The sequence below is a fragment of the Sphingomonas jaspsi DSM 18422 genome (assembly GCF_000585415.1).
GTDB classification, from domain to species: domain Bacteria; phylum Pseudomonadota; class Alphaproteobacteria; order Sphingomonadales; family Sphingomonadaceae; genus Sphingomicrobium; species Sphingomicrobium jaspsi.
On sequence record NZ_KK073876.1, the window covers coordinates 1,289,178 to 1,309,845 of the forward strand.

Below are 20,668 nucleotides of genomic sequence, written 5' to 3' on the forward strand. Positions count from 1 at the left end.
CGGACCTCAAATCGCTTTCGTACCGGGGGATAAGCCGGATCACTGTCGTCGAGCACTAAGTGGCAAGGAACATATTCCTGACTGGTGTCCTCGGCTGTGCGCCGAACAAGGCATTCGGCAGTAAAGACCTGTAAAGTTGGGCTGCCATAGCTCTTCGCCGTATAGGAAGTCGAAGTGGTTGAAATGCTGCGGATGGCAATGTCGCCCGACCGAAAAAAGTTCGCTCCGTTGGCGGTTGAGCCATTGCGTTTTACAGCGATAGTCGAGCCCCTCCAGTTCCACAGTTTGTCGCCCCATGGACCCAGAAATGTACGTTGGCATGGCCGCGATCATCATCGGCGTTCCGTTGGCGATCTATGGTGCGCTGCCTGCCAATCATATGGCGCACGACAGCCATTACGGCACGCTGTTTGAAGCTTCGGACACGACCACGCTCAATCGCTGGCACGCGACCGTCCTAATCGTCCTGATCATCGGGCTCGTGATTGATGTTATGAAGCCGGCCACCCTCGGGTTCGTCCTACCTGGGCTGCGCGGGGAATATGATATCGAAAAATCGACCGCCGCCTACCTGCCGTTCGTCGCGCTGACCGGAACCACCGTGGGATCCTTCCTGTGGGGTTGGCTGGCCGATGTTTATGGCAGGCGCTCGACGATCCTGCTGTCGACAATTCTGTTCGTCAGCACCTCCATCTGCGGGGCCATGCCGGCCTTCCAGTGGAACCTTCTGATGTGTTTCCTGATGGGCTGCTCGGCAGGCGGGATGCTACCGGTGGTATACACGCTGCTGGCCGAGATTATGCCGCCGCGCCATCGCAGCTGGGTGCTGGTGCTGGTCGGGGGGATCGGGCTTGTAGGCGGCTATCTTGCCGCCAGCGGCGCCGCGTACCTGCTTGAGCCGACCTATGGCTGGCGCGCTCTTTGGCTGCAGGGTTCTCCAACGGGACTGTTGCTGCTTGCGCTGGCGCGCTGGATCCCGGAATCGCCTCGCTTCCTGCTTGAACAGGGCCGTACGGATGAGCTTAAGCAGATGGAGATGCGCTTCGGCATCGCCCGTCGCCGTCCGGTGGAGGTCCCTGCCGATGCCGCTGTTGCAGCTCAGCGCCATGGCAAACTTACCGCTGCGTTGGTCATCACCGCGCTGGCATGGAGCTTCGTCAACTTCGGACTGCTGCTATGGCTGCCGGCCGACCTTGAAGCCCGCGGCTTCAGTGCGTCGGTTGCAAGCAGCATCATTGCCAAGTCCACGCTGCTGGCGCTGCCGACCATTGCTATCGGAGCGCTGCTCTATAGCCGCTGGAGCAGCAAGAAGACACTGGTACTGACCACCCTGCTTACGCTGGCAGGGCTCGGCGGGGCTATCCTTCCTGCTCAAACGTTAGCGCTAGAGCCGGTGCTGATTACCGTCATCACCCTGCTGGTGGTAGGCACCAACGGCTTGATTGCGGTACTGCTGCCCTACACCGCGGAGAATTACCCGTTGGGAATCCGTGGCCGCGCGACCGGGGTGGTTGCAGGTGCCAGCAAGGTCGGCGGCGTCGCGGTCCAATCCTTCGCGCTGGCCGGACTAATTCCGACACTCGGCGGTGCGGCGCTAGCGCTGATAGGGCCCGTAGCGCTTTCAGCTGGCCTAGTCGCCTACGCTGGCCGCGAAACTCGTGGCCGCTCGCTACGCGAATTGGAGGCAGGCTGACGTATAGCCGTAGAGGGCCGTTTGCTAACTGGCGCATTGCGGCCATACGGCTAATGTCCGCAATGGGTCGTTTGCCGCCACCGGCCGATCGGCGCTCAGGTCACGGCAAGTTTGGGTGGAAAGCAGTCATTCCATGCGACGCTCCAACTGACCGGATATGGCCGATAGCTGACTGTCTGCTTCGACGCGCGAATATGCCAATTCCAGCCGATAGGTCAGATTAGATCAGAAACAACGACCCACCCCGATATGGAATGCGCGCACGCACAGCCTCCTCTCGGTGTTTACGAGCAAGATAGCTCGTTCACTGTCGGGAACTCGACGAAACTTTGGTCACTCTTTTGCATTGGTTCGGCGAGAGGAGAAGTACCGTGGCTGAGAAGATGGATGCTGTAGCGCTGCTAAAGTCCGACCATCGCAAGGTAGAGGAGCTGTTCGCCGATTTCGAAAAAGCGAGCGGCAACGGGCGCAAGGAGAAGATCGCGAACCAGATCTGCCTTGAGCTGTCCGTGCACGCGACGATCGAGGAAGAGATTTTCTACCCGGCCTGTCAGGGCAAGGTCGATGAGGACCTCTTGAAAGAGAGTTACGTCGAACACGATGGCGCCAAGGTGCTGATCGCCGAAATCCTGAATGGGGGGGCGGACGACGAATTCTACGACAGTAAGGTAAAGGTCCTGAGCGAGGAAATCGAACACCACGTCCAGGAAGAGGAAAAGCGGATGGAAGGCCTGTTCGCACAGGCCCGCAAGGCCGGCCTCGATATGGACGCGCTGGGTGAAGAGCTCGCAGCGCGAAAGCAGGAACTGACCGACAAGTTCAAGGCGGAGGGAGTGCCGACGCCAACCCTGACGACAATGAACACAGCGGAGGTCTAATGCCGCCATGCTGCATCGGTGGTTTGAAAAAGTCACAGCCGGGTGCGCTCGTTTCACAGGCCGACCTGCTATGTTCGCCCTTTGCCTGCTGCTCGCCGGCGTGGGCATAGGGGCCTATTTCTCCAACAACGACCATTTCCTGAACGGCGCAAATCTGTCGATAAGCATTGTCACGCTACTTCTTTTGCCAATCCTGCAAGCGACGCAGAATCGGGATGGAGCAGCTTTGCAAGCAAAGCTTGACGAGCTTATCAGCGCCAACCGCCGCGCGCGAAATGAGATGATCGGGATTGAACGGGATAGCGAGGACAAGATCGAACGGGAGCGGCCAGACAGGGCGACGACCCGAAACCAAGGCAACAGTGAGTGACTATTTGTGAATGCTGACCAGGGCGAAAGGAGCCGGACCAAGGTCGGTATTCGTGGAGCTAGGTCCGTTTCCGCTTGTGGCCGAAAGCTTACCGGCGGCTTTGGGGTAAAAGCCTGCCATTTCCTGTCGTTTGCTATGCAAACCGAGTTCTGACTTAACCATGCCGTGGCCGACGTAAGGGCTACATCGCTTTTGCGGCAACGCTGGCCGTATCATTGGCATAAGTAGCCGTTAAACTTGGTTGACGGGCTTAGATTAAACTCGGGCGTGAATTGAAATGAAATCTCTCGCTCGGTTCCATCCGCGAACTTAGTGATCTGGTGCACTCTAGTTCCGTCGTAAGTGACCGAAACATCGCCGGGTCTTATACCGAGAGGCCCGTTGGAGACGAACGACAAAGAGTGCCGATCGGCGGCAAGGGTGAGGTCCTCAAAGCCTTTTGAAAACACTCTTCTCAGCTTTACGCCGGGGATGAGCCAGCACGCGCCGAAATAACCTGCACCCTTCGCGAGGAACGCTTCTTCAAAGGTCGGCACCGTAGAGGTTCGGTTCAAAGTGTAGGTTCGTCCGGGCTCCTTTCGAGCAACTGCAATCGTGAATACATCAGTGAAGGGTAACACCACCTGCAATTTAATGGTGCCGGCGCCGGCGGATGTCAGGATTTCCTTACCGTCGGGACTGAATAACGTCAGGCTGGCGGGGCCGAAGCCCTTGAAAGTGTATGTCTCCTTGGCGCCGGACTCGCCGACGACGTAATAGATGTCAGCTGCCGGCTTCGTGGCTGGCGCACCTTTGGCCGCGATTCCGACCTTCAGCTCGGTCGCTCCCATCAACTGGCCAGACACGGGCGAAGCTAAGACTGCCGACGGGGCGATCAAGAGCGCAAGCGAACGGATCATTGGGCGCTCCCGCGCTGCCCGAGTTCTTGCATGAATTTGGCAAGCTTTCTCAGCGTGTCGGCCTGGTTGCGGGCAGCGTCCGCGACTCGCCTCGCGTTAACCGCGGCGGCATCTTTCTGAGCTTCAAGGATGGCTGCATCATCTTTTGCGCGATTGGCGATGGCAGCCGCACTGTTTCCGACTGCAGGCATAGATGGGCCACTAGAGCCGGGGGTTGCGAAAACCAATCCCCTCTCTGGCCGTTTGTCAGGGTCGCCGCGATCAACTGCAGCAGGCTTACCCCCGAGCCAGCCGGTCCGAACGAACTTGTAGCCGCCCTCGCGGGCCCAATATTCCTCCTTCTGCCAGTTCTCCTCGACAAGCTTCATGCTGTTTTCGCGGCTACAGCCTTGGATCTGTGGCCGATCACCGTTCGGGGCGACAAACGCTTCAGCGAATTCCACTGGCCACTGCCCACTATCCAAAGCCGTGAAGTCCTCGGTTTCCTCGCCAATCTCGATAACGCCGGTCACCATGTCCACATGTCCAAGCCCGGTGATTTTGCACCAGGCGTATTGCGTGGCGTTCGCTTCACTGGCCATGACGGCAACCCCTGCGGCTAGAAGCGCCCAGTAGGCTTTCACGTTCGGTTGCCCCCCAATTCTCAAGCGTAGGAAAGATAACAAGGCTAGCCGGGAGGACAAGCTTAACCTCGCCGTTACTCGTGATCGCTCAAGTTGAGAGAGCGGATTTTGGCCGAAAGCGGACAGTCTCCTTCGGGGCGCTATAGGTCGATTTGAGACCTGAACGGACCCCTTGAAAACCAAATTGTCGAAATTATTTCCCCGCCGCCGGGTGCCAAGTCGGGCCCGGTGACGGGCCTCGGCCTGGTGCCGATGTCCGCCAGTCGCTTCAGATGGAGGACATGGAAAATGCCAAGCGCTTTCGATTTCGCGCCTTTCCGGCGCTCCACGGTTGGGTTCGACCGGCTGTTCGAGCTGCTGGAGAACAGCGCTTCGGGTCAGTCGCAGGACAACTACCCGCCTTTCGACCTCATCAAGCTCGGTGATAATCAGTTCCGCATATCGCTTGCGGTGGCCGGGTTCACGCAGGACGAGATCGACATCACCGCGCATCAGAATCAGCTCATCGTCAAAGGTCAAAAACGTGAGGACGATGCCGCGACCTACATTCACCGCGGCATTGCCAACCGGTCGTTCGAGCGCCGCTTCGGCTTGGCCGACCACATCATGGTGACCGGCGCCGATTTGAAGGACGGCCTGTTGTCGATTGAGCTCAGCAGGGAAATCCCGGAGGCGATGAAACCGCGCAAGATCGAGATCGGCGGCGGCGGGACCCGCCGGCTTGACGCTCCTAAGCACGATGTCGAACGGACAAAGAAGTCATCGAAGCAACTCCAAGACGCTTGATGCTGCGCAGGCCCCGGCGTTCCCGGGGCCTGCCCTCTCCCGGAACGATCGAGGTGAGGTACTTTTTCAACGTTCATGCGGCCGACGGCACAATCCCCGATCTGGTGGGAATGGACCTCCCGCACACCGAGGCTGCAAAAGAATATGCCGACGCCCACGTTGTCGACCTTTGGCAAGCGCGCATCTTGGCCGGCAAGCCACCTTACTTTGGCTGGCTGGAGGTGGTCGACGAATTCCAACGAGCCGTTTTGAAATTGCCTCTCTGATGCCGGGCCGCATTCTGGATCGGCGGCCGGACCTGGCCGAAAGCGGATCGTCCGCATTGGGGACGCGACCGTCGAGATCGGTCATTGCACGTGCTCGGCACCCGGCTCATATTTGGGCGATGGCAACGAACGATTTCAGTCAAACCCAACTGCGCGAGCAGCAACAAAACGCGGCGAATTTCAAGTGCAGGCTGATCGCAGAATCCGGTGGAATGATGAATGCCGACGAAATACGCGTGATATTGGATCTCTCCACAGTTGAGGAGGTTCGTAACTGCGTAGCAGCTCGAGAGGTATTAGCCGTTGATGATAACGGGGAACTCCGCTTTCCGGTTCTCCAATTCGACGGACGAAGGGTCCGACCAGGATTGATCGCCATTCTTAAGGCGGCGCCCGATACGAGCGGATGGCGCCTGCTCCAGTATTTGCTTCGATCTGAAGATGGATTGGCCGGTGACAAACCCATCGATCTTATTCAGGGATCTGGAAAAGATATCGAGCGAGCGGTTCGATTTGCGAAGCGCCTAGAGGACTGATTTTGGCCGATAGCTGACCGTCTGCTTGCGGGGAGCCCCAGAGAATTTCAGCGCAGCGTGTGAGCGGGAGTTTCGTTTACACCGGTAGGCCAACGCCGATCAACCTTGGCCGAGCCCAAGTCCTTCGAATTGGTTGCATCGCGGGCCGAGTAAGTCCAAACGCGATTGCGTGGAATCCACATTTTTCCTTGCAAAGTTGGTTGCCCGCCTGCTGATCGCAGTTGCGCTGCTGAGCGCATCAGGTCCCAAGTCCCAGGACGAAATTCGGGGACATACCGCGGTGACGGTCTGCGGGACTTCGGCTACCTTGCCCGTCGCCACGCGGAACCCGTTCTCGTTAGCGCTGTCAAAAAAAGAGCTTGGGTCCAAAAGCGTACCGGCGGGCGGCGACGGACCGTTAGCGATATTGGTCGAGGGAAGTTCACCAAGCGACCGCCAGCGTATAAAAACAGCCGCTACAAAGTCCTTTCGGATATTTCTCCCAGGCATAGCAGCCCCAATTTACTGGGCGCGGGGGCCCCCGCAGGCGGCATTCATTCAATTCCTTTTTTCTCTGAACTGAACAGGCCCTCCGGTTCTCGCCGGTGGGTGAGGACCTTTTTATGTCAAATTTTGAATCGCGCGTGCGCCTTGCCAAGGACGGCGAGGGCCTTCAACGTACCGAGCTGTTGCTCGAGCGTTATCCAGATATCGATGATGAGCAGGCTCGGCTTGCCGCCGACTATCTCAAAAATGCCGCTGCGCTTGACCTCGGCCTATTGTCGGCCAACAGGCAAGCTTGGGCAGCGGTGGAAGCACTAAAACACGACCGGCCCGATCTTTTTCGATCATCATTTCAGGGCTTGTTTGTCGGGGCCTTGGTTGTCGCGGTCAGCTTACTTATTGTCATCTGGCTCGGACACGCTGGCATGAATCTTTGATGTGTTCGGTTCAGGGCCATTGTTAACGACTCAAATCCTAATGTTGCTTTTAGGACATACCGCTAAGGGAACTGATACAGCTCAATTGCTGTATTTTTGGCTGAAAGGACTGAGCGCCGGTCTGTGATCGACTTTCTTCAGCTCCTCAAATGAAGCAACTTGGTTTGCACGCAACTATGGCGGGGGCCGAACGTTCATGTCGCTCGGCCCCTTTCGCATCCAGGCCTCCCCAAGTTGCGCGGGGCCGCTTTCTGTAAGTGGCGTCGGGTCGGCTGCGTATTAGTCGGCCCATTTGCCTGCTGCGCATCTTCCGTAATTGGCCCGAAAAAGGAACAGGCCCGAGCCGACACCTAGCGATCGTAATGGCCGAGCGACCCCGCTGGGCCGGACGTTGCGACCCTAATGGGATTAATTGATGGCTTCGGCCAGTCCGAGCCGCTAGTGAAAGCGAGGGCGGGCATGGTGAGAGTATTCGTGGAAGAACTCGACCGTCACGCTCGATTGGCTCTGCCCATTTTTCGTCAACTCTTCGATCTGATGGACGAAGGTTTCTGCGTCATCAAGTTCCTCGACAGCGAGTTCGGACCGGATAGCGATTACATTCACATCGCTGCGAATGCCGCTTACGCGCGCCACGCGGGAATTCCGAATGTGGTCGGGCAGAAACTCCGCGAGATGGTTCCAGATGAAGCGGATGCGTGGATAGCTCGCTACGGGAAGGTCCTGGAATCGGGCGAGCCCATCCATTTTGAGCAAGAGCTGGTCGCGACCGGCCGCTGGCTTCGTCTGAGTGCATTCCGTCTTGAGCCAGCCGACAGCAAGCTCGTCGCGGTACTTTTCCAAGACATCACGCGTGAGCGTGCCGCTAAGCAGGAGCTCGAGGGGGAAAATCTACATCTTAGTGAGCGGATGGAGGAGGCCGTAAAGGAGCGAGAGCTTTTTGCGACGCTGGTTCAATCCTCGGATGTCGCAGTGTTGGTCGTTGACCCCGATCTTAACATCGTCGCAGCAAATGAAGCGGCTTCGAAAGAGTTCATGCAGCGCTTCGATCGAACGGTCGAGGCTGGACATAGTCTGGTCGAGCTTTTGTCGGCCGCTCCCGATAATTTGAAGCAAATGTCGGACCGCTGGCGACGCTCACTAGCTGGCGAAGAGTTCGAGGTCGTAGAAAGTTTCAAAGTCGGCGGCACGACACGGCACATCGAGCTGCGTATGCGGCCACTGCGAAACTCGAAGGGCGATATCGTAGGAGCGTATAAGTTTGGCCACGACGTGACTGCGACAATAGCTGAACAAACGCGTCGAGAGGCGGCTGAGGATGCCCTTCGGCAATCACAGAAGATGGAAGCAATTGGGCAATTGACTGGTGGTCTCGCCCACGATTTCAACAATCTTCTTACTGCCATATCAGGATCGTTCGAACTGATCGAAACACGATTGCAGCAAGGCCGCATCGAGGCCGTCGAGAAATATCTCATTGCAGGTAAGAGCGCTACGCGGAGAGCTGCCGCCCTGACGCATCGTCTTCTTGCTTTCGCCCGACGGCAGACGCTCACTCCATCGCCCACCAATCTCAATGATGCGCTTGCTGATCTTTGCGATTTAATACGTCGGACCGTAGGGCCGGAGATCGAGGTTGAACTTGTTGCGACAAAGGGAATCTGGACGACGTTGGTCGATCAAAATCAGTTTGAGAACGCTATTCTAAATCTTTGTATCAATGCCCGGGACGCCATGCCTGGAGGAGGGCAGCTGACGATAGAGACTGGTAACAGATGGGTCGACGACGCGCAGTCTGCCAAGTTGAACATCGGAAGTGGCCAGTATGTCTCGGTTTGTGTCAGTGATACGGGCACGGGCATTCCCGAAGAAATACGCGAAAGGGTATTCGACCCCTTCTTTACCACCAAACCCATGGGAGAGGGGACCGGCTTAGGTCTGTCCATGGTTTATGGCTTCGCGAAGCAGTCCGACGGACACGTGGCGATCTATTCCGAGGCAGGCAGTGGCACCATGGTCTGCATTTACCTCCCTCGTCATCTGGGCAAAGTAACGCAAGCCGCGCCGGACAGGCCGAGCGCCGAAGTCCACGCGCTAACCAATTCGAAGGTGGCGTTAATAGTGGACGATGAGCCCACGGTACGCATGTTGGTGGCCGACGCTCTCCAGGAAGTTGGAATTGCAACATTAGAGGCTGCTGACGGCATCGAGGCTCTGAGCGTTGCAAGCAAGACAGAAAATATAGACATTCTAGTGACAGATGTCGGCCTGCCAAGAGGGATGAACGGTCGACAGATCGCGGATGCTATTAAACAGGAGCGTCACGACATCCCGGTGTTATTCATCACCGGTTACGCGGAAAACGCAGCGTTCAACCATGGCCACATACGGCACGGGATGGAGATTCTCACCAAGCCATTCTCAGTTGATGAGCTTCAAAATCGGGTCCGGCGTTTGCTTAGCTCAAGCAAAGCCTGAAGAGGCTGACACATGCGCACGGGTTCGACTGGTAAACCGAACACATCACTTCGGGCGACCTCCATTAAGTCCTATATATCTAGGTCCTCGCGACCTTGCCGATTTCCAAGTAAAACCATTGGTCGGGCCTATGGAACGAACTGAATTAATGGAGAAGATGCGGAATCGCATCAAGCTGTGTCGCAATCTGGCAGCAAGCACTGGTGATCCAAGAACCGCCGCGGAGTTGCGCCTAATGGCCGACGAGGGCGAGCGGGATTTGGCGCGATTGCAAGCCGATGGCCTGAACAATTAGGCGCCACATCGATCGCGCGTTAAGGAACGAATTATCGATCAAACTTGGCGAACGCCCATTACGGCCGGACGTTATCCATAGTGGGGGCATTGGCGAGCAACGATTAAATCCAATCGCGTTCAATGGGCTTCTCGAAAAATGGAGAAGCCTAATGAAAGCCGTCCGATATTTGGCCGTATTCGTAGCGTCGGTCACACTTGCCGCTGTTCCTGCCGCCGCCGGCCCTGCTCAACCGCACGGCAATCGATGCACGATCAATGTTTATGTGCCCGGGTTGGGGACAACGGTCATCAACTACGCTCCATGGTGGGCGGACGTTTGTTGGCATTAGTGGAGAACGAGGGCCAAGGGGCGCGCCCTTAATTGATGAGTCACCCTGGGTTGGCGACCGAGGCCCAGACGTCGATGAGAAGTCGCGTTGAATTTTTAATTCGGCAGTCTCGGTCGCATTTCGCTCCCACCGCTCGCCTTGTCGCGCAGAAGCTGTCGTTCGTGGATTGGCAGTGGGGTTTCATTCTGAAACCATTTAGAGCCACCTTATGAGTACCAGCGTGTTAGAACCGGGCGAGTTGTGCTCGCTACCAGAGCAGATTTTAGGCCCGCCATCCTTTCAAGTCATTGCCGAGATTTTCCGCAACGAAGCCGAAAATGCCACTACCTGGCGCGAACGCGAAAACGCTTTGGTTTGGGTAAATTTGGCGATGGCCTGTTCGGAATATTACGGCGAAAAATTGCCTCTGAAAGATTCCAGTGACGAGGCATAATTTGTCCAAATCGGCGCGAATAATTCCTTGGCCTATCACCGGGAATCTATATTAGCGCGTCTACAGCGTCCGAATCTTGGCGGCTGGCATATCGAAGCGAGATGCCAGCCGCCATTAAACTAAGCGATGGCGCTCCAGTCCATTTCCGCTGACCCTGACCAACTCGATCAAGGTCAGGTCAAACTCCTCCAGGTTTCTGGCCAGCGTTTTGAGTTTGGAAATTTCCGTGCTTGCCAGAGGCGCTCCGCCTGGATCGCTATAGCCTAAGACAATCGCCGAGGCTCCGAACTTTTGAGCTCTTCGAGCCAGCAAAAAATCCTTGAATGGAATTCGGTCAAAGCTTCCTACTGCCATCAGCTCTATCTTGAGTAGCTCAGATCTGTCGTTGAGGTAGCAACAATAAACGCCTGGATAGTCCTTATAAAAAGAGGATGAGACAAAATCGATCAGGTGCTTCGGCGACCAGACGGAATCCACTCCCACACGCCATCCAATATGTTGGAGGGTCGCAAAAATCGATTTTTGACGACCTCTATCGAAAATCGCGCCCACTTAGCGCGGCTCCAGAAATTTATGGTGCATTGCCAACAAGCACGCCGACATACCCTCGCAGCCTTGCTCCGTGATTTCTATGAACGATGATCTCATGTCAGTCGGATTTGCCCGCTTTCTCGCCAGGCCCATCGACACCAGTTTGTCGATCCAACGGAGCGCAGTAGTGGCGGGAACGCCGCTCTCGTCGCAAATTTCCGATATTCGCAGGCGGTATCCCTCGCCTTCGGCAATATACAAAGCCAGCATAAGGTCCCATCCCGGCTCGCCGAACAAATCCGAGTGAAGAAACGTTGACCTGTAATTCCTTGCGCTTTTCACCCTGCGGGCAAGTTTTACGGCCTCAGGCGGCTGGGACGAGCTCACTATTCCCAGATTAGAACTGGCTTCAGACGGGAGGGAATGCTGAAGAGCGCGGAACAAACGCGCCATTGCATCGAGATCTGCGCGAGTAATGTTGGGATTTATTGGCCGATTCATCTTACAACACCACTTCTAGCCAAGGATGGCTAGTATGAACCGAGCCGGACCAACATATTGCCGCATTAGATATTTACAACCCGTTCGGTCCATTTTGGGTCTAAAATGTTGACTTTCCTATCGCGGGACAGCGTGTCGGCTGGTCGACAAAGTGACTTCTTTTGCAGCTGAGATTTAGTATGTTGTGCCTGGGTGTCGCGAGGATTGCGCTTCGCTCAAGGGGTGAAGCATGGGTAACTCGGTCGCATCCGTTTCTGCCGGATCTAAACTAGAAGAAGCGCTCAATCTTATGGTGTGGGCGCTCGCACTGCTCGATGAATCTGGGTCTGAAAGCTTCGCAGCAGTCAACCTGGATTTGGCGATCAACCAGCTGCGTGACGAAATTCATGAGCCGGTCGCACAATCGAGTCTGTCTGAGTTACGCGGCTAACCTCAGCTGGTCCCGTCCTTCGCGCTTAGCGGTGTAAAGCGCTTGATCGGCCCTCGCCAACACGAAGGCAATGTCGGGCGACGACACGTCGGTTATTCCTGCGGATATAGTGAATTTTATATGCTTGGGGCCATAAAAGGTCACTGCGCTTGCCATTTCAATCCGTAAGCGCTCGCAAATTTCAAAGGCTTGGTCAGCTCTGAGGCCGTCAAAAAGGATGGCAAATTCTTCGCCTCCGATTCGCGCAATCAGGTCATTCTTACGCATGGTCCGCCGTGCGACTTCGGCAAACGTTTGAAGAGCACAATCTCCGCCTCCATGCCCGTAACGGTCGTTGATGGATTTGAAGTGATCGATGTCGATGATCGCTACCGATCGAATGCCGGCGACTTGTTTATCAAATTCCCGCTCGAACGCCCGTCGGTTGGCAAGCCCGGTCAGGCTGTCCGTCGACACTTCTCTCACAAGTGCTTGCTCATCGATCTTTCGCTCGTCGATATCTCGCACGATGCTGATCACGCTCTCTACGCGCCCGTTCTCGTTCATGATGGCGCGTGAAACGGTTTCAAACCACCTAGACTCACCGTCGACCGTATCGGCCATATACTCGTATCTGAAATTTGCGCCGCGAGAGGCCAGAACCTGCTCATGACATTGGGAAACATATTCTTGCCAACCCGCGTCAACGAGGCACAACGCATTCAATCCAATCAAGGAAGATGTTGTACGGCCTGTTAAATCTCCGGCTGACTTGGAGGCGTAGATTATCTTGCCGTCCGTCTGCATGTGCAACACCACATCCGTGCTGTGGTCCAGGACTGTCCTGAATCGCGCTTCGCTTTCTCGCGCAGCTCGCATCAGTTTGCGTCGATTTCGAAGGTCAGCCGCGACCGGTAAAATGGTGAGGACGACGGAAGCCAGATAGAACTGGAAGAACTGTACCTGGGTCGCTGCGTCTCTGGCTGCGAGCGCCACCGGCCCGTGGCTTATTGCAGTAAACAGACCGCCGACAACACCCAAGGTTGCTACGGACAATGCAGGGAGCACTCGACCATGTCGGAAACAAATCAGCGTCAGAGGGCCGAGCGGAAGGAAAAGCAAAGGCCAGCGTGATTGGGCGAACGTGAACAGTGTCGTAGCGAGGAAAATGAGATATAAAATGACTTGCTCATGCGTGGAGTGAGATTTTGCTGAAAGCAGTGTCTTCCTTACTTCCCCCGTCCAGATCAAAAGCCAGATCGGCGTAAACGTCAGGTTGCCTAGCGAGTGACCAACGAACCATGTTCCCCAAGATGTGACCAAACTGGCTTTGCCGGCTGACCACAAGACGATGGCGCCCAGAGTTGCGCCAGCCATCGGTGCCAAGACGCCTACTTTTATGACGAACGCGCCAAACCAAGATAGCGAATCTAGAGTTTGCGATGCTACGCGACGACGCATCAAGCTAGCGGCCAAAAAGCCTTCGGCCATGTTGATGAGCGCCAGCGGTACTGACAGCTCCCACCCCAACCCGAACATGCCCGTTGCCAGCGCACTCGATATTCCACAGAGCGTCAGACTGGCTGACCAATGATGCCGCGGAAGGCTGACCAAGGCCGAGGATAAGTAGGCTGTGGCGAACCAGAGCGTGGCAAAACCGCCTCCGAATCTCGTGAAGGCAATCGTCATGGAGGCTACGAAGAAGTAGCCGACTGCAATCGCCAATGATCGAGGAGCAACGGTCGTCATGTCCGCTGGATGAAGGTTTCACGTTGAATATGAGTTGGCGATCAAACCATTCTGGATTGAATCGAATTGCACGCGAACGTTGAGCTAGCGGGCAATATGTTCGCCGCAAAGCGCCGCTATCGACGACCGGATGTGCCCCCGCCAATGTCCGCTTCTCTTTATTAGTCGCCGCAAAATATGAGATCTCGTTGGCATCCAGAGGCTCGGCTGTTCTTGGCCGAAAGCGGACGGTCTGCTTCAAAGTCTGATTCTGGCATTTTCGGCCTCGCGCAGCCCCAATCCTACGCGCGGCTAGAATGCCAGTAATATGGCAGACCGCCTAATCCACGCATGCGTCACCCTTACGAAAGCCCTTCGCCTTCACGCTTGCCGCGCTTTGACGTTGCCACTACGCCTTTCCCATGGGTCTCGTCCGACGCTCAAGCGATGTCAGCGCCGCCGAAGTCGATCGCGCTCTGACGGCCGTTCAAGAGGGCAACCGGAACGCTCTCGCTGCGCTTTATCGGCTGACGGCGCCGAAGCTTTTTTCGGTCTGCCTGCGTATCTGTCGTGACTATCAAGCGGCGGAAGACACGTTGAACGAGGTGTATCTCAATGTCTGGCGACGACGCGTCGCGTTTGATCCCGCGCGCGGGACTGCAACGGCGTGGCTTTGCACCATTGCGCGAAGTCGCTCGATCGACTGGGTGAGGCGCCATGGTCGGCCAATGGAATCCGATCTTGCGCTAGCCGATGTTCCCGATCCGCATCCGAGCCCGGAAGACAGCGCTGCCGCGGCACAAGAGACGAACCGGCTGCATTTGTGTTTGGAAAAGCTCAAACCCGTCCAGCGAAATGCCATCCGGACGGCTTTTTTCGAGGGCGTGACCTACGCCGAGCTCGCCGAGCGCCAGAACGTTCCCTTGGGCACGATGAAGACTTGGGTTCGCCGTGGCCTGCTGAAGCTAAAGGATTGCCTCGATGGCCGATGATCTGCGTCCGGACAGCGTTCTCGCCGCGGAATTGGCGCTTGGGCTCCTGGAAGGCGACGAGTTGTTCGATGCCCAACGTCGATCGCGCGATGACCTTGATTTCGCCAATGAGGTCGAGCGCTGGCAGCGTCATTTTGCAACTTGGTTTGGACAAGTGCCTGATGCAGAGCTACCGGCGGACGGTTACGATCGGCTGCTCCGGCTTGCCGATCCGTCCGCAGCAAACGACAACCCGGCTCGGCCCTGGAAGATTGCAACCGGCCTGTCGGGCGCGCTCGCGGCGGGCCTTGCGCTCCTGCTCCTCGTCCGGCAACCAATCCGAACGGATGTCCCACCGGCCGCGACGCCGAGCGCTGTCGTCGCCGCGGCACTCACGGCGCAAGACGGCGTCACGAAGATGCCGGCGGTCATTGATGTCACAACCCATCGACTGCGGATGCCGGCCGGTCTTGACGTCCCGACGGGCAGATCCGCGCAACTCTGGGTGATCGTCGGGGAGGCCAGCCCCGAGCCGATCGGTATTCTGGCGCCGTCCGCAGAAGGGATGTCGGCGACGATCCCGAGTACTGTCACCTTGCCCGCGGGATCGGTTCTGGCGATTTCAATCGAACCAGCGGGCGGTTCGCCGACGGGCCGGCCGACCGGGCCGGTCGTTGCGAGCGGTACGCTCACCCCGGTTTAATTTTCTCGACAAGTGCATCCGTCGAATGGGACGCCCCGTATCCTCTCCTGAGCTGCCCGTCGGCTCGCTGACAAAGGGAGAAGATCCATGAACGTTCGTTTGAAACTCGCCGCGCTTTCGGTTCTCGCGATTTCGCTTTCCGCGCCCACGATTGCCGCCAACCCGATGGTCGGTGGAGCCGCCATGTATCCCACGAAAACGATCGTTCAGAACGCGGTCAATTCGAAGGATCACACGACGCTGGTGGCCGCGATCAAGGCTGCGGGATTGGTGGATACGCTCAACTCCGCCGGCCCCTTCACCGTCTTTGCGCCGACCAACGCGGCGTTCGCCAAGTTGCCGGCCGGGACCGTCGAAACGTTGGTGAAGCCGGAGAACAAGGCGCAATTGACGTCGATCCTGACCTATCACGTCGTTACGGGACGGCTAACTGCCGGCCAGATCCAGGCGATGGCGGCCAAGCATGGCGGTACGGCCACGCTCACCACGGTTCAGGGTGAAAAGCTGCAAGTCAAAAAGGGCAGCGGCTACTGGTGGGTCATCGACGCAAAAGGCGGCAAGGCCAAGATCACCATCGCCAACGTCATGCAGTCCAATGGCGTCATCCACGTCATCGACAGCGTCCTCATGCCGTAGCGTTCAATGGCCAACGATTGCCCCCGTTGGCCATGCCGGGCGGGCACCTCCTCCCGCCCGGCACTTATCGGTGCAGGTCGTGCCGAGACGGACTTTGTCAGAGATTGGCCGAAAGCGGACCGTTTTCTTTCGGGAAGCTGAGTGGCATTTCCTGCCGTTCGTTCAGGAAATTGTTGAATGGCCGAAAGCGCCCCATGGCAGTCATTAGCTGAGCCATGCGCACCTTTAATCGGCTGTCTCAGTTGAAATCCATACATCCGCACGCTTGAGGCGCCGATGAAGCCGGTCGATAATAGCTCGGACGGCCGGAACTGCCCCTCGCCCCGGTGGCATCACAGAATAAAAAGGGACCTCGGGGGTTCGCCAATCGCCAAGTATCTGCTGAAGCTTGCCCTCGCTAACTAAGGGCGAAGCCAGGAACAGCGGTAGAAGCGCAATGCCGACGCCCGCCGAAAGCAGCATTGCGAGTTGCGCTTCTGGATCGTTAGCAACCGCCCGCACAGGCCCCGAAATTGTAATCGACTCTGTATCTCTCACGAGGTGCCAATCAGGTGCGGCAGGCGAAGCCAGCGTGAAGCGCCCAAGAGAGTTTAAGTCGTCGATCCCGATAGGTTCCACTTCGGCCGGCAAGAACAGGCCGGTCTGAACCGAACCTAAGCGTCGGACCACGAGTTCGGGATTTGTCGGAACCACTACCCAGATCGAAATATCGAAGGCGCCTCGAAGTGGATCTTGAGGCTCCTGATTGAGAATGAGCTCAACTCTCAGTTCAGGAAATTGCCTGACAAGGTTACCCAGCTCTGGAGCAATCATTCGCTGGCCGAATAAGCGCGGCGAACTCACACGGACTAGACCTCGTGGCTCGCTCACAGCAGCTTCCGCCGCGCTAAGTGCTGCGATGGTCGCAAGGCGAGCCTGCTCGGCCGGACCCTGCAACGTCTCTCCGAGAGCAGTTAACCTGAGCCGGCCCGCCGCGCGGTCAAACAATCGACCGCCAACGCTAGCCTCAAGTCGCGCCAGCCTCCTACTTACGGTTGCTTTTGGCAGCCGCATCTCTCGGGCAGCGGCCGCCAAGCTGCTTGCGTTCGCAACAAGACCAAAAATGCGAAGATCGTCAGCATTCACGAGGTCGTTCCATTTTCGAGACGAACTGTTTCGATTAGCTCTGCTACCTGAACGCTTCCTGATGATGCAAACGAAGATTGATCGTTACGGGAGCTGACCACCATGAATGAGCTAGCGAAGGCCCCACGTCTGAAATCCGAGAACGCAATCTTCCTTCCGATCGATTACATGCATGGGTTGATGAGTGCATGCCGGTCGATCGATCCCGGTCTATTGAAGAACAATGCGCTCGCCTTGGCCAAGGTCGCCAAGCTCTTCAACCTCCCAGTACTGGGAACCGGCGATCGCTCAGGACGCACTTACCTGGGGGCAGAAATGGAGGAGCTCGAGCAGTTCTTTCCAGCAATGGAGTTCATCAATCGCTCGACGGTCGGCGCATGGGACGCACCAGGTTATGCCGATTGGGTGCGAAATACAGGCAGGCGGCAGTTGATCATGGCCGGGATCACAACTGAGCAGTGTGTCACCTTCACTGCCCAGCCGGCGCTCGCTGAAGGATATCAGGTCTATGTCGTACTGGACGCTTCAGCCTCGCTCGACGATCGAGCCGAACGCGCAGCCGTTGCAAGACTCACTGCATTGGGGGCGGTAGTCACGACGTGGTCACCCCTTGCGGCGGAACTTCTGGGAGATTTTGCAAGACCCGAGGCAGCTGGGCTGATCAAGATATACTCAGAGCATCAGGGGAGCCTGCGAATGGTGGAGGATGCGTTCCGTGTGGCCACCTCAGCTGTCATTGCTGACGTCGGTGCCGAGAACGCTCGGCAGGCAACATACGAGCAGGCTCGAAGCTAGCCATAATTCAGTTGCCGCTACCTGATTTGCGGCATCTATCATGCGATCTAACTGTGCGTCTGATGTCGGCTTCCCACCCAGTCCGGCCGTAACTCGTCAGGGAACCGATAAGCTCGCCAGATGTCGCGACCTGGCCGAAAGCGGACGGTCCGCTTTTCGGGTTGGCCAGGCGCCATTCCTGCCGTTCGTTCAGAATAACGGCGAATCGCTGAATCCGACCCATTTCGGCCATTAGGAATGGCCTTGGGGGGGCGGGGGAGGTGTGAAAGTTGAGAACCCTGGGGAGCTGGACTCCGACCGCCCCCCCTCCAATTCATAAATCGCGACTTTTGCTCTCGCTGTTCGCCACTTTTCTAATTGTCTGGGACGGCGCTGCCCAACGCTGAAATTTTTGGTAGCGTCAGCGAATGGTCATGCCCGAAATACTGGAGTTGAAAGACGCTCTCGTCGGCGAAATCGCAGAGGTTGGGGACTGGATAGTCGCCAATTTGGAGACCTCGATTGCCTGGCCTGTCACCTATCAAAAGCAGGACTTTGACGGTCGGACTTTCTTCCTCATTCCACTTGCCAACGACCATTATCCGGCGGTCGCCCTCAAGCGGGGCGAGGATAAGCTCAATGACGCGAAATCCGCGATCCTCAGATTTACCAGTGCAATGTCGTGGGTCGAAAGCTCGGGCGCGATCGTCGTTGGTTTCACCGGGGGTAGGCGACCAGTTCCCCTGCGTCGCGAAAAGTCATTCGGTCATACCATCACGCGCGACCTGAACCTTACAGATTTGGCTGAGGGATTGGATGAGAGGCAGGGCCTCGCTCTGGCTTTGATGCGGGAAGGACGTGGACTCACCCATCCGGCATACGCCTTCTTGTCGTTCTATCGCGTACTGGAGGCAGCCATGCCGGACGGAAAAGTCCGAAAGCAGTGGCAAACGGACAACATTGACGCGATCATGGACCGGCAGGGGCTGGAAGCCCTTGAGGAACTAAAGAAGGCCGGCATCAAAGATGTCGGAGGCCACCTCTATAAATCGGGACGCATGGCAATCGCCCATGCCCAATCCGATCCCATCATCAATCCAGACGATGCGTCCGATTTTGATCGAATTGCTGGCGAGCTTCCTGTGATGAGAGGCCTCGCGGAGCTGGCGATCGAGAGGGTGCTCGGCGTCAAAACTCGGAGCACGATTTTCAGGGAGCACCTCTATGAGCTTGCCGGGTTCAAGGCGCTCATTGGAGCCGAAAGGTGTGCATCAATCGATTCAGGCGAAATAGGCAGAGCTGGAGAAGGTATCGAATTACCGCTGATTGATGTCGAACTCCGCCGCAAGGAGCCGTTCCCGCCTTTGCATGGCATGCGTCCGGTTGAGGCCCATCAGGAGAATAGGAGGCTGGAACTCTGGTATCGATCAGCAGACGATCTGGTGGACATGCGATTTGCTCTCGACTTTGCCGAGGAGCGGCTGACATTCGATTGGATGAACGACATCCGGGCGGGCGATGATGGGTCTGCGAGGGCCGCGGAAAATGCAGCAGCCCTCAATCGGTTCATTCTGGAATATGTCGGGAACGGTGAGCTGCATATCTTTAATAGCGATGATCGCTCCCTGCTTTCCCGGGTCGATGCGTTCATCCCCTGCAATTACTGGGCCGACCATGACGGCCTGAACAAAAAAATCGAAGATTGGAATGCCGAGGCTGCCCGTAGAAAAGAGGCCGGACTCTGAACCAGCGCTCATCAGGGGAAGGCGGGAACCGTCAAGCAAAGCGGCAGGGCACCTCCACGATCGGGCCGCTCATCCGCTATTCCGGCAAGGGCATTTTCAGTCACGGCGAATGGCAAAAGGAGGGAGACGGGCAATATGAGTCCGCTCGCATTCTCAGGGCCGCATGGCGATGGAGGCGGCGTTCCTTTTTCCGTCAGCTCAAGACATCGATGCGTCCCCCGGGCTATGGTCGGTCGCTGGTTCTGATTGAGGGGCTGCCTAGGTCGTCGGTCCTGCTCCTCAGCTATGCTGCCGAGATGTATCTCAAGAGCGGCGCCCTCAGAGCCTATGGGCATTGCCCTCAGGCACTATTCAAGCGCGACCTCAGGAAACGCTTTCGACATAAGCTGATCGTCCTGGCAGAGGAGGTGGAGTTTCCGCTGGACGACAAGGCCCGCAATCATCTGCAGTTGATGACCGATTTCATCGAGGAGGATGCCCGCTATCCGATCACCCCTCAGGAAGGGGGCGAATATACCCGGCAATGGAACGCCCGGACAGCGGCCGCGCAGGACGACAATGCGTTCCGGGAGTATTGCGCCCTCGTGAAAGCGATCGACAAGCATGTCAGCCGGATCGACCAAGACTCGAGCAATCCGTCTGTTTTTCAGGGCCAGAGCATCGGAGCTGACGGCTTTCTGGTTCAAAGGATCGGCGGAAACCTCACCCCGCGAGTGACCTACAGACCAAGCAGCAGCCTGATCGAGGCCGGCGAGACATCCCCGGCAGACATCAAGGCGCTGTTGGATCCAGACAGGCATGAAATCCTGCTCCATTATTGGGATGAATCCGTGATCATCGAGGATCAGCCGAGGGCCGGAAAGACAATCGTCCATCCTCCGAAAATAACGGCATAGGCGGGCGCGATATGTGCAACCTCTATCGACTGTCGAAAGGCCCTGCCGAAATCGCCAAGCTCTTTGCGGCCCGAACCGATCCTCCGGGCAATGCCGGCGAGATGGTCTATCCGGTTATCCCGAGCTGGTCGTCGCGGAAGG

At 57.1% G+C, this 20,668-nt stretch carries 23 protein-coding genes; 17 read left to right on the top strand and 6 right to left on the bottom strand.

What is annotated here, in order from left to right; translation table 11 throughout:
• The first annotated feature begins 319 nt into the window (after positions 1-319).
• From G570_RS06590 to G570_RS06600, 3 genes are all read left to right on the top strand, one after another.
• Entirely contained in the window at positions 320-1,693 is a 1,374-nt protein-coding gene (locus G570_RS06590; protein WP_245600266.1) for an MFS transporter, read from the top strand.
• Positions 1,694-2,064: 371 nt separating this feature from the next.
• Complete coding sequence (locus G570_RS06595; RefSeq protein WP_425423550.1) at positions 2,065-2,571, top strand: hemerythrin domain-containing protein; 507 nt, start codon at positions 2,065-2,067, stop codon at positions 2,569-2,571.
• A 7-nt stretch (positions 2,572-2,578) separates the two neighbouring features.
• On the top strand, positions 2,579-2,941 hold the full coding sequence (locus G570_RS06600) for a low affinity iron permease family protein (protein WP_084607572.1): 363 nt from the start codon (positions 2,579-2,581) through the stop codon (positions 2,939-2,941).
• 212 nt (positions 2,942-3,153) lie between these two features.
• Here the strand turns inward: G570_RS06600 and G570_RS06605 are convergent, their stop codons facing one another.
• Together G570_RS06605 and G570_RS06610 are read right to left on the bottom strand one after the other, a co-directional pair.
• On the bottom strand, positions 3,154-3,840 hold the full coding sequence (locus tag G570_RS06605) for a hypothetical protein (RefSeq protein WP_037500390.1): 687 nt from the start codon (positions 3,838-3,840) through the stop codon (positions 3,154-3,156).
• The gene (locus tag G570_RS06610) at positions 3,837-4,421 is read right to left on the bottom strand and encodes a hypothetical protein (RefSeq protein ID WP_156930347.1); all 585 of its coding nucleotides are present in this window, start codon (positions 4,419-4,421) and stop codon (positions 3,837-3,839) included. The genes G570_RS06605 and G570_RS06610 overlap by 4 nt, the downstream gene beginning before the upstream one ends.
• A 330-nt stretch (positions 4,422-4,751) precedes the next feature.
• Here G570_RS06610 and G570_RS06615 point away from each other — a divergent pair, with 330 nt between their 5' ends.
• From G570_RS06615 to G570_RS13625, 7 genes are all read left to right on the top strand, one after another.
• Positions 4,752-5,249 carry an Hsp20 family protein gene (locus G570_RS06615; protein ID WP_037500396.1) on the top strand — a complete coding sequence of 166 codons (498 nt, stop codon included), beginning with the start codon at positions 4,752-4,754 and terminating at the stop codon, positions 5,247-5,249.
• Positions 5,249-5,515: a DUF6894 family protein gene (locus G570_RS06620; protein ID WP_037500399.1), complete on the top strand. Its 267-nt coding sequence runs from the start codon at positions 5,249-5,251 to the stop codon at positions 5,513-5,515. The genes G570_RS06615 and G570_RS06620 overlap by 1 nt, the downstream gene beginning before the upstream one ends.
• Positions 5,516-5,634: 119 nt before the next feature.
• Positions 5,635-6,051 (top strand): hypothetical protein, encoded by a 417-nt coding sequence (locus G570_RS06625; RefSeq protein WP_051504113.1) that lies wholly within the window; start codon positions 5,635-5,637, stop codon positions 6,049-6,051.
• A 584-nt stretch (positions 6,052-6,635) separates the two neighbouring features.
• A complete protein-coding gene (locus G570_RS06630) occupies positions 6,636-6,971 on the top strand; it encodes a hypothetical protein (protein WP_037500400.1) in 336 nt (111 codons plus the stop codon).
• A 474-nt stretch (positions 6,972-7,445) separates the two neighbouring features.
• The gene (locus G570_RS06635; protein WP_218915875.1) at positions 7,446-9,449 is read left to right on the top strand and encodes a PAS domain-containing protein; all 2,004 of its coding nucleotides are present in this window, start codon (positions 7,446-7,448) and stop codon (positions 9,447-9,449) included.
• 130 nt (positions 9,450-9,579) lie between these two features.
• On the top strand, positions 9,580-9,744 hold the full coding sequence (locus G570_RS13620) for a hypothetical protein (protein WP_156930349.1): 165 nt from the start codon (positions 9,580-9,582) through the stop codon (positions 9,742-9,744).
• Positions 9,745-10,283: 539 nt separating this feature from the next.
• Entirely contained in the window at positions 10,284-10,508 is a 225-nt protein-coding gene (locus G570_RS13625; protein ID WP_156930350.1) for a hypothetical protein, read from the top strand.
• A 114-nt stretch (positions 10,509-10,622) separates the two neighbouring features.
• Here G570_RS13625 and G570_RS06640 read toward each other — a convergent pair whose 3' ends face one another.
• Positions 10,623-11,060 (bottom strand): JAB domain-containing protein, encoded by a 438-nt coding sequence (locus G570_RS06640; RefSeq protein ID WP_084607574.1) that lies wholly within the window; start codon positions 11,058-11,060, stop codon positions 10,623-10,625.
• The gene (locus G570_RS14110; protein ID WP_084607576.1) at positions 11,061-11,540 is read right to left on the bottom strand and encodes a winged helix DNA-binding protein; all 480 of its coding nucleotides are present in this window, start codon (positions 11,538-11,540) and stop codon (positions 11,061-11,063) included. It lies immediately after the preceding gene.
• A 229-nt stretch (positions 11,541-11,769) separates the two neighbouring features.
• On the opposite strand from G570_RS14110, the gene G570_RS13630 reads away from it, so the two are divergent.
• Positions 11,770-11,970: a hypothetical protein gene (locus tag G570_RS13630; protein WP_156930351.1), complete on the top strand. Its 201-nt coding sequence runs from the start codon at positions 11,770-11,772 to the stop codon at positions 11,968-11,970.
• Here the strand turns inward: G570_RS13630 and G570_RS06650 are convergent.
• The gene (locus G570_RS06650) at positions 11,959-13,698 is read right to left on the bottom strand and encodes a sensor domain-containing diguanylate cyclase (protein ID WP_084607578.1); all 1,740 of its coding nucleotides are present in this window, start codon (positions 13,696-13,698) and stop codon (positions 11,959-11,961) included. The two genes, G570_RS13630 and G570_RS06650, sit on opposite strands and share 12 nt — an antisense overlap.
• A gap of 401 nt (positions 13,699-14,099) precedes the next feature.
• Here G570_RS06650 and G570_RS06655 point away from each other — a divergent pair, with 401 nt between their 5' ends.
• The 3 genes from G570_RS06655 to G570_RS06665 all read left to right on the top strand — a co-directional run bounded on the left by G570_RS06655 (position 14,100) and on the right by G570_RS06665 (position 15,987).
• Positions 14,100-14,669, top strand: a complete 570-nt coding sequence (locus tag G570_RS06655) for a sigma-70 family RNA polymerase sigma factor (RefSeq protein WP_037500411.1) — start codon at positions 14,100-14,102, stop codon at positions 14,667-14,669.
• Positions 14,659-15,351 carry an anti-sigma factor gene (locus tag G570_RS13160; protein ID WP_051504114.1) on the top strand — a complete coding sequence of 231 codons (693 nt, stop codon included), beginning with the start codon at positions 14,659-14,661 and terminating at the stop codon, positions 15,349-15,351. Before G570_RS06655 ends, G570_RS13160 begins: the two co-directional genes overlap by 11 nt.
• A 165-nt stretch (positions 15,352-15,516) precedes the next feature.
• Positions 15,517-15,987: a fasciclin domain-containing protein gene (locus G570_RS06665; protein WP_245600323.1), complete on the top strand. Its 471-nt coding sequence runs from the start codon at positions 15,517-15,519 to the stop codon at positions 15,985-15,987.
• 225 nt (positions 15,988-16,212) lie between these two features.
• Here the strand turns inward: G570_RS06665 and G570_RS13390 are convergent, their stop codons facing one another.
• Positions 16,213-17,112, bottom strand: a complete 900-nt coding sequence (locus G570_RS13390; RefSeq protein ID WP_084607580.1) for a LysR family transcriptional regulator — start codon at positions 17,110-17,112, stop codon at positions 16,213-16,215.
• 102 nt (positions 17,113-17,214) lie between these two features.
• Here G570_RS13390 and G570_RS06670 point away from each other — a divergent pair, with 102 nt between their 5' ends.
• The 3 genes from G570_RS06670 (at position 17,215) to G570_RS06680 (ending at position 20,527) form a co-directional block, all read left to right on the top strand.
• Complete coding sequence (locus G570_RS06670; RefSeq protein WP_051504116.1) at positions 17,215-17,907, top strand: isochorismatase family protein; 693 nt, start codon at positions 17,215-17,217, stop codon at positions 17,905-17,907.
• 407 nt (positions 17,908-18,314) lie between these two features.
• Entirely contained in the window at positions 18,315-19,631 is a 1,317-nt protein-coding gene (gene mauJ, locus G570_RS06675; protein ID WP_037500416.1) for a methylamine utilization protein MauJ, read from the top strand.
• A 296-nt stretch (positions 19,632-19,927) separates the two neighbouring features.
• A complete protein-coding gene (locus tag G570_RS06680) occupies positions 19,928-20,527 on the top strand; it encodes a hypothetical protein (RefSeq protein ID WP_156930352.1) in 600 nt (199 codons plus the stop codon).
• Positions 20,528-20,668: the final 141 nt, after the last annotated feature.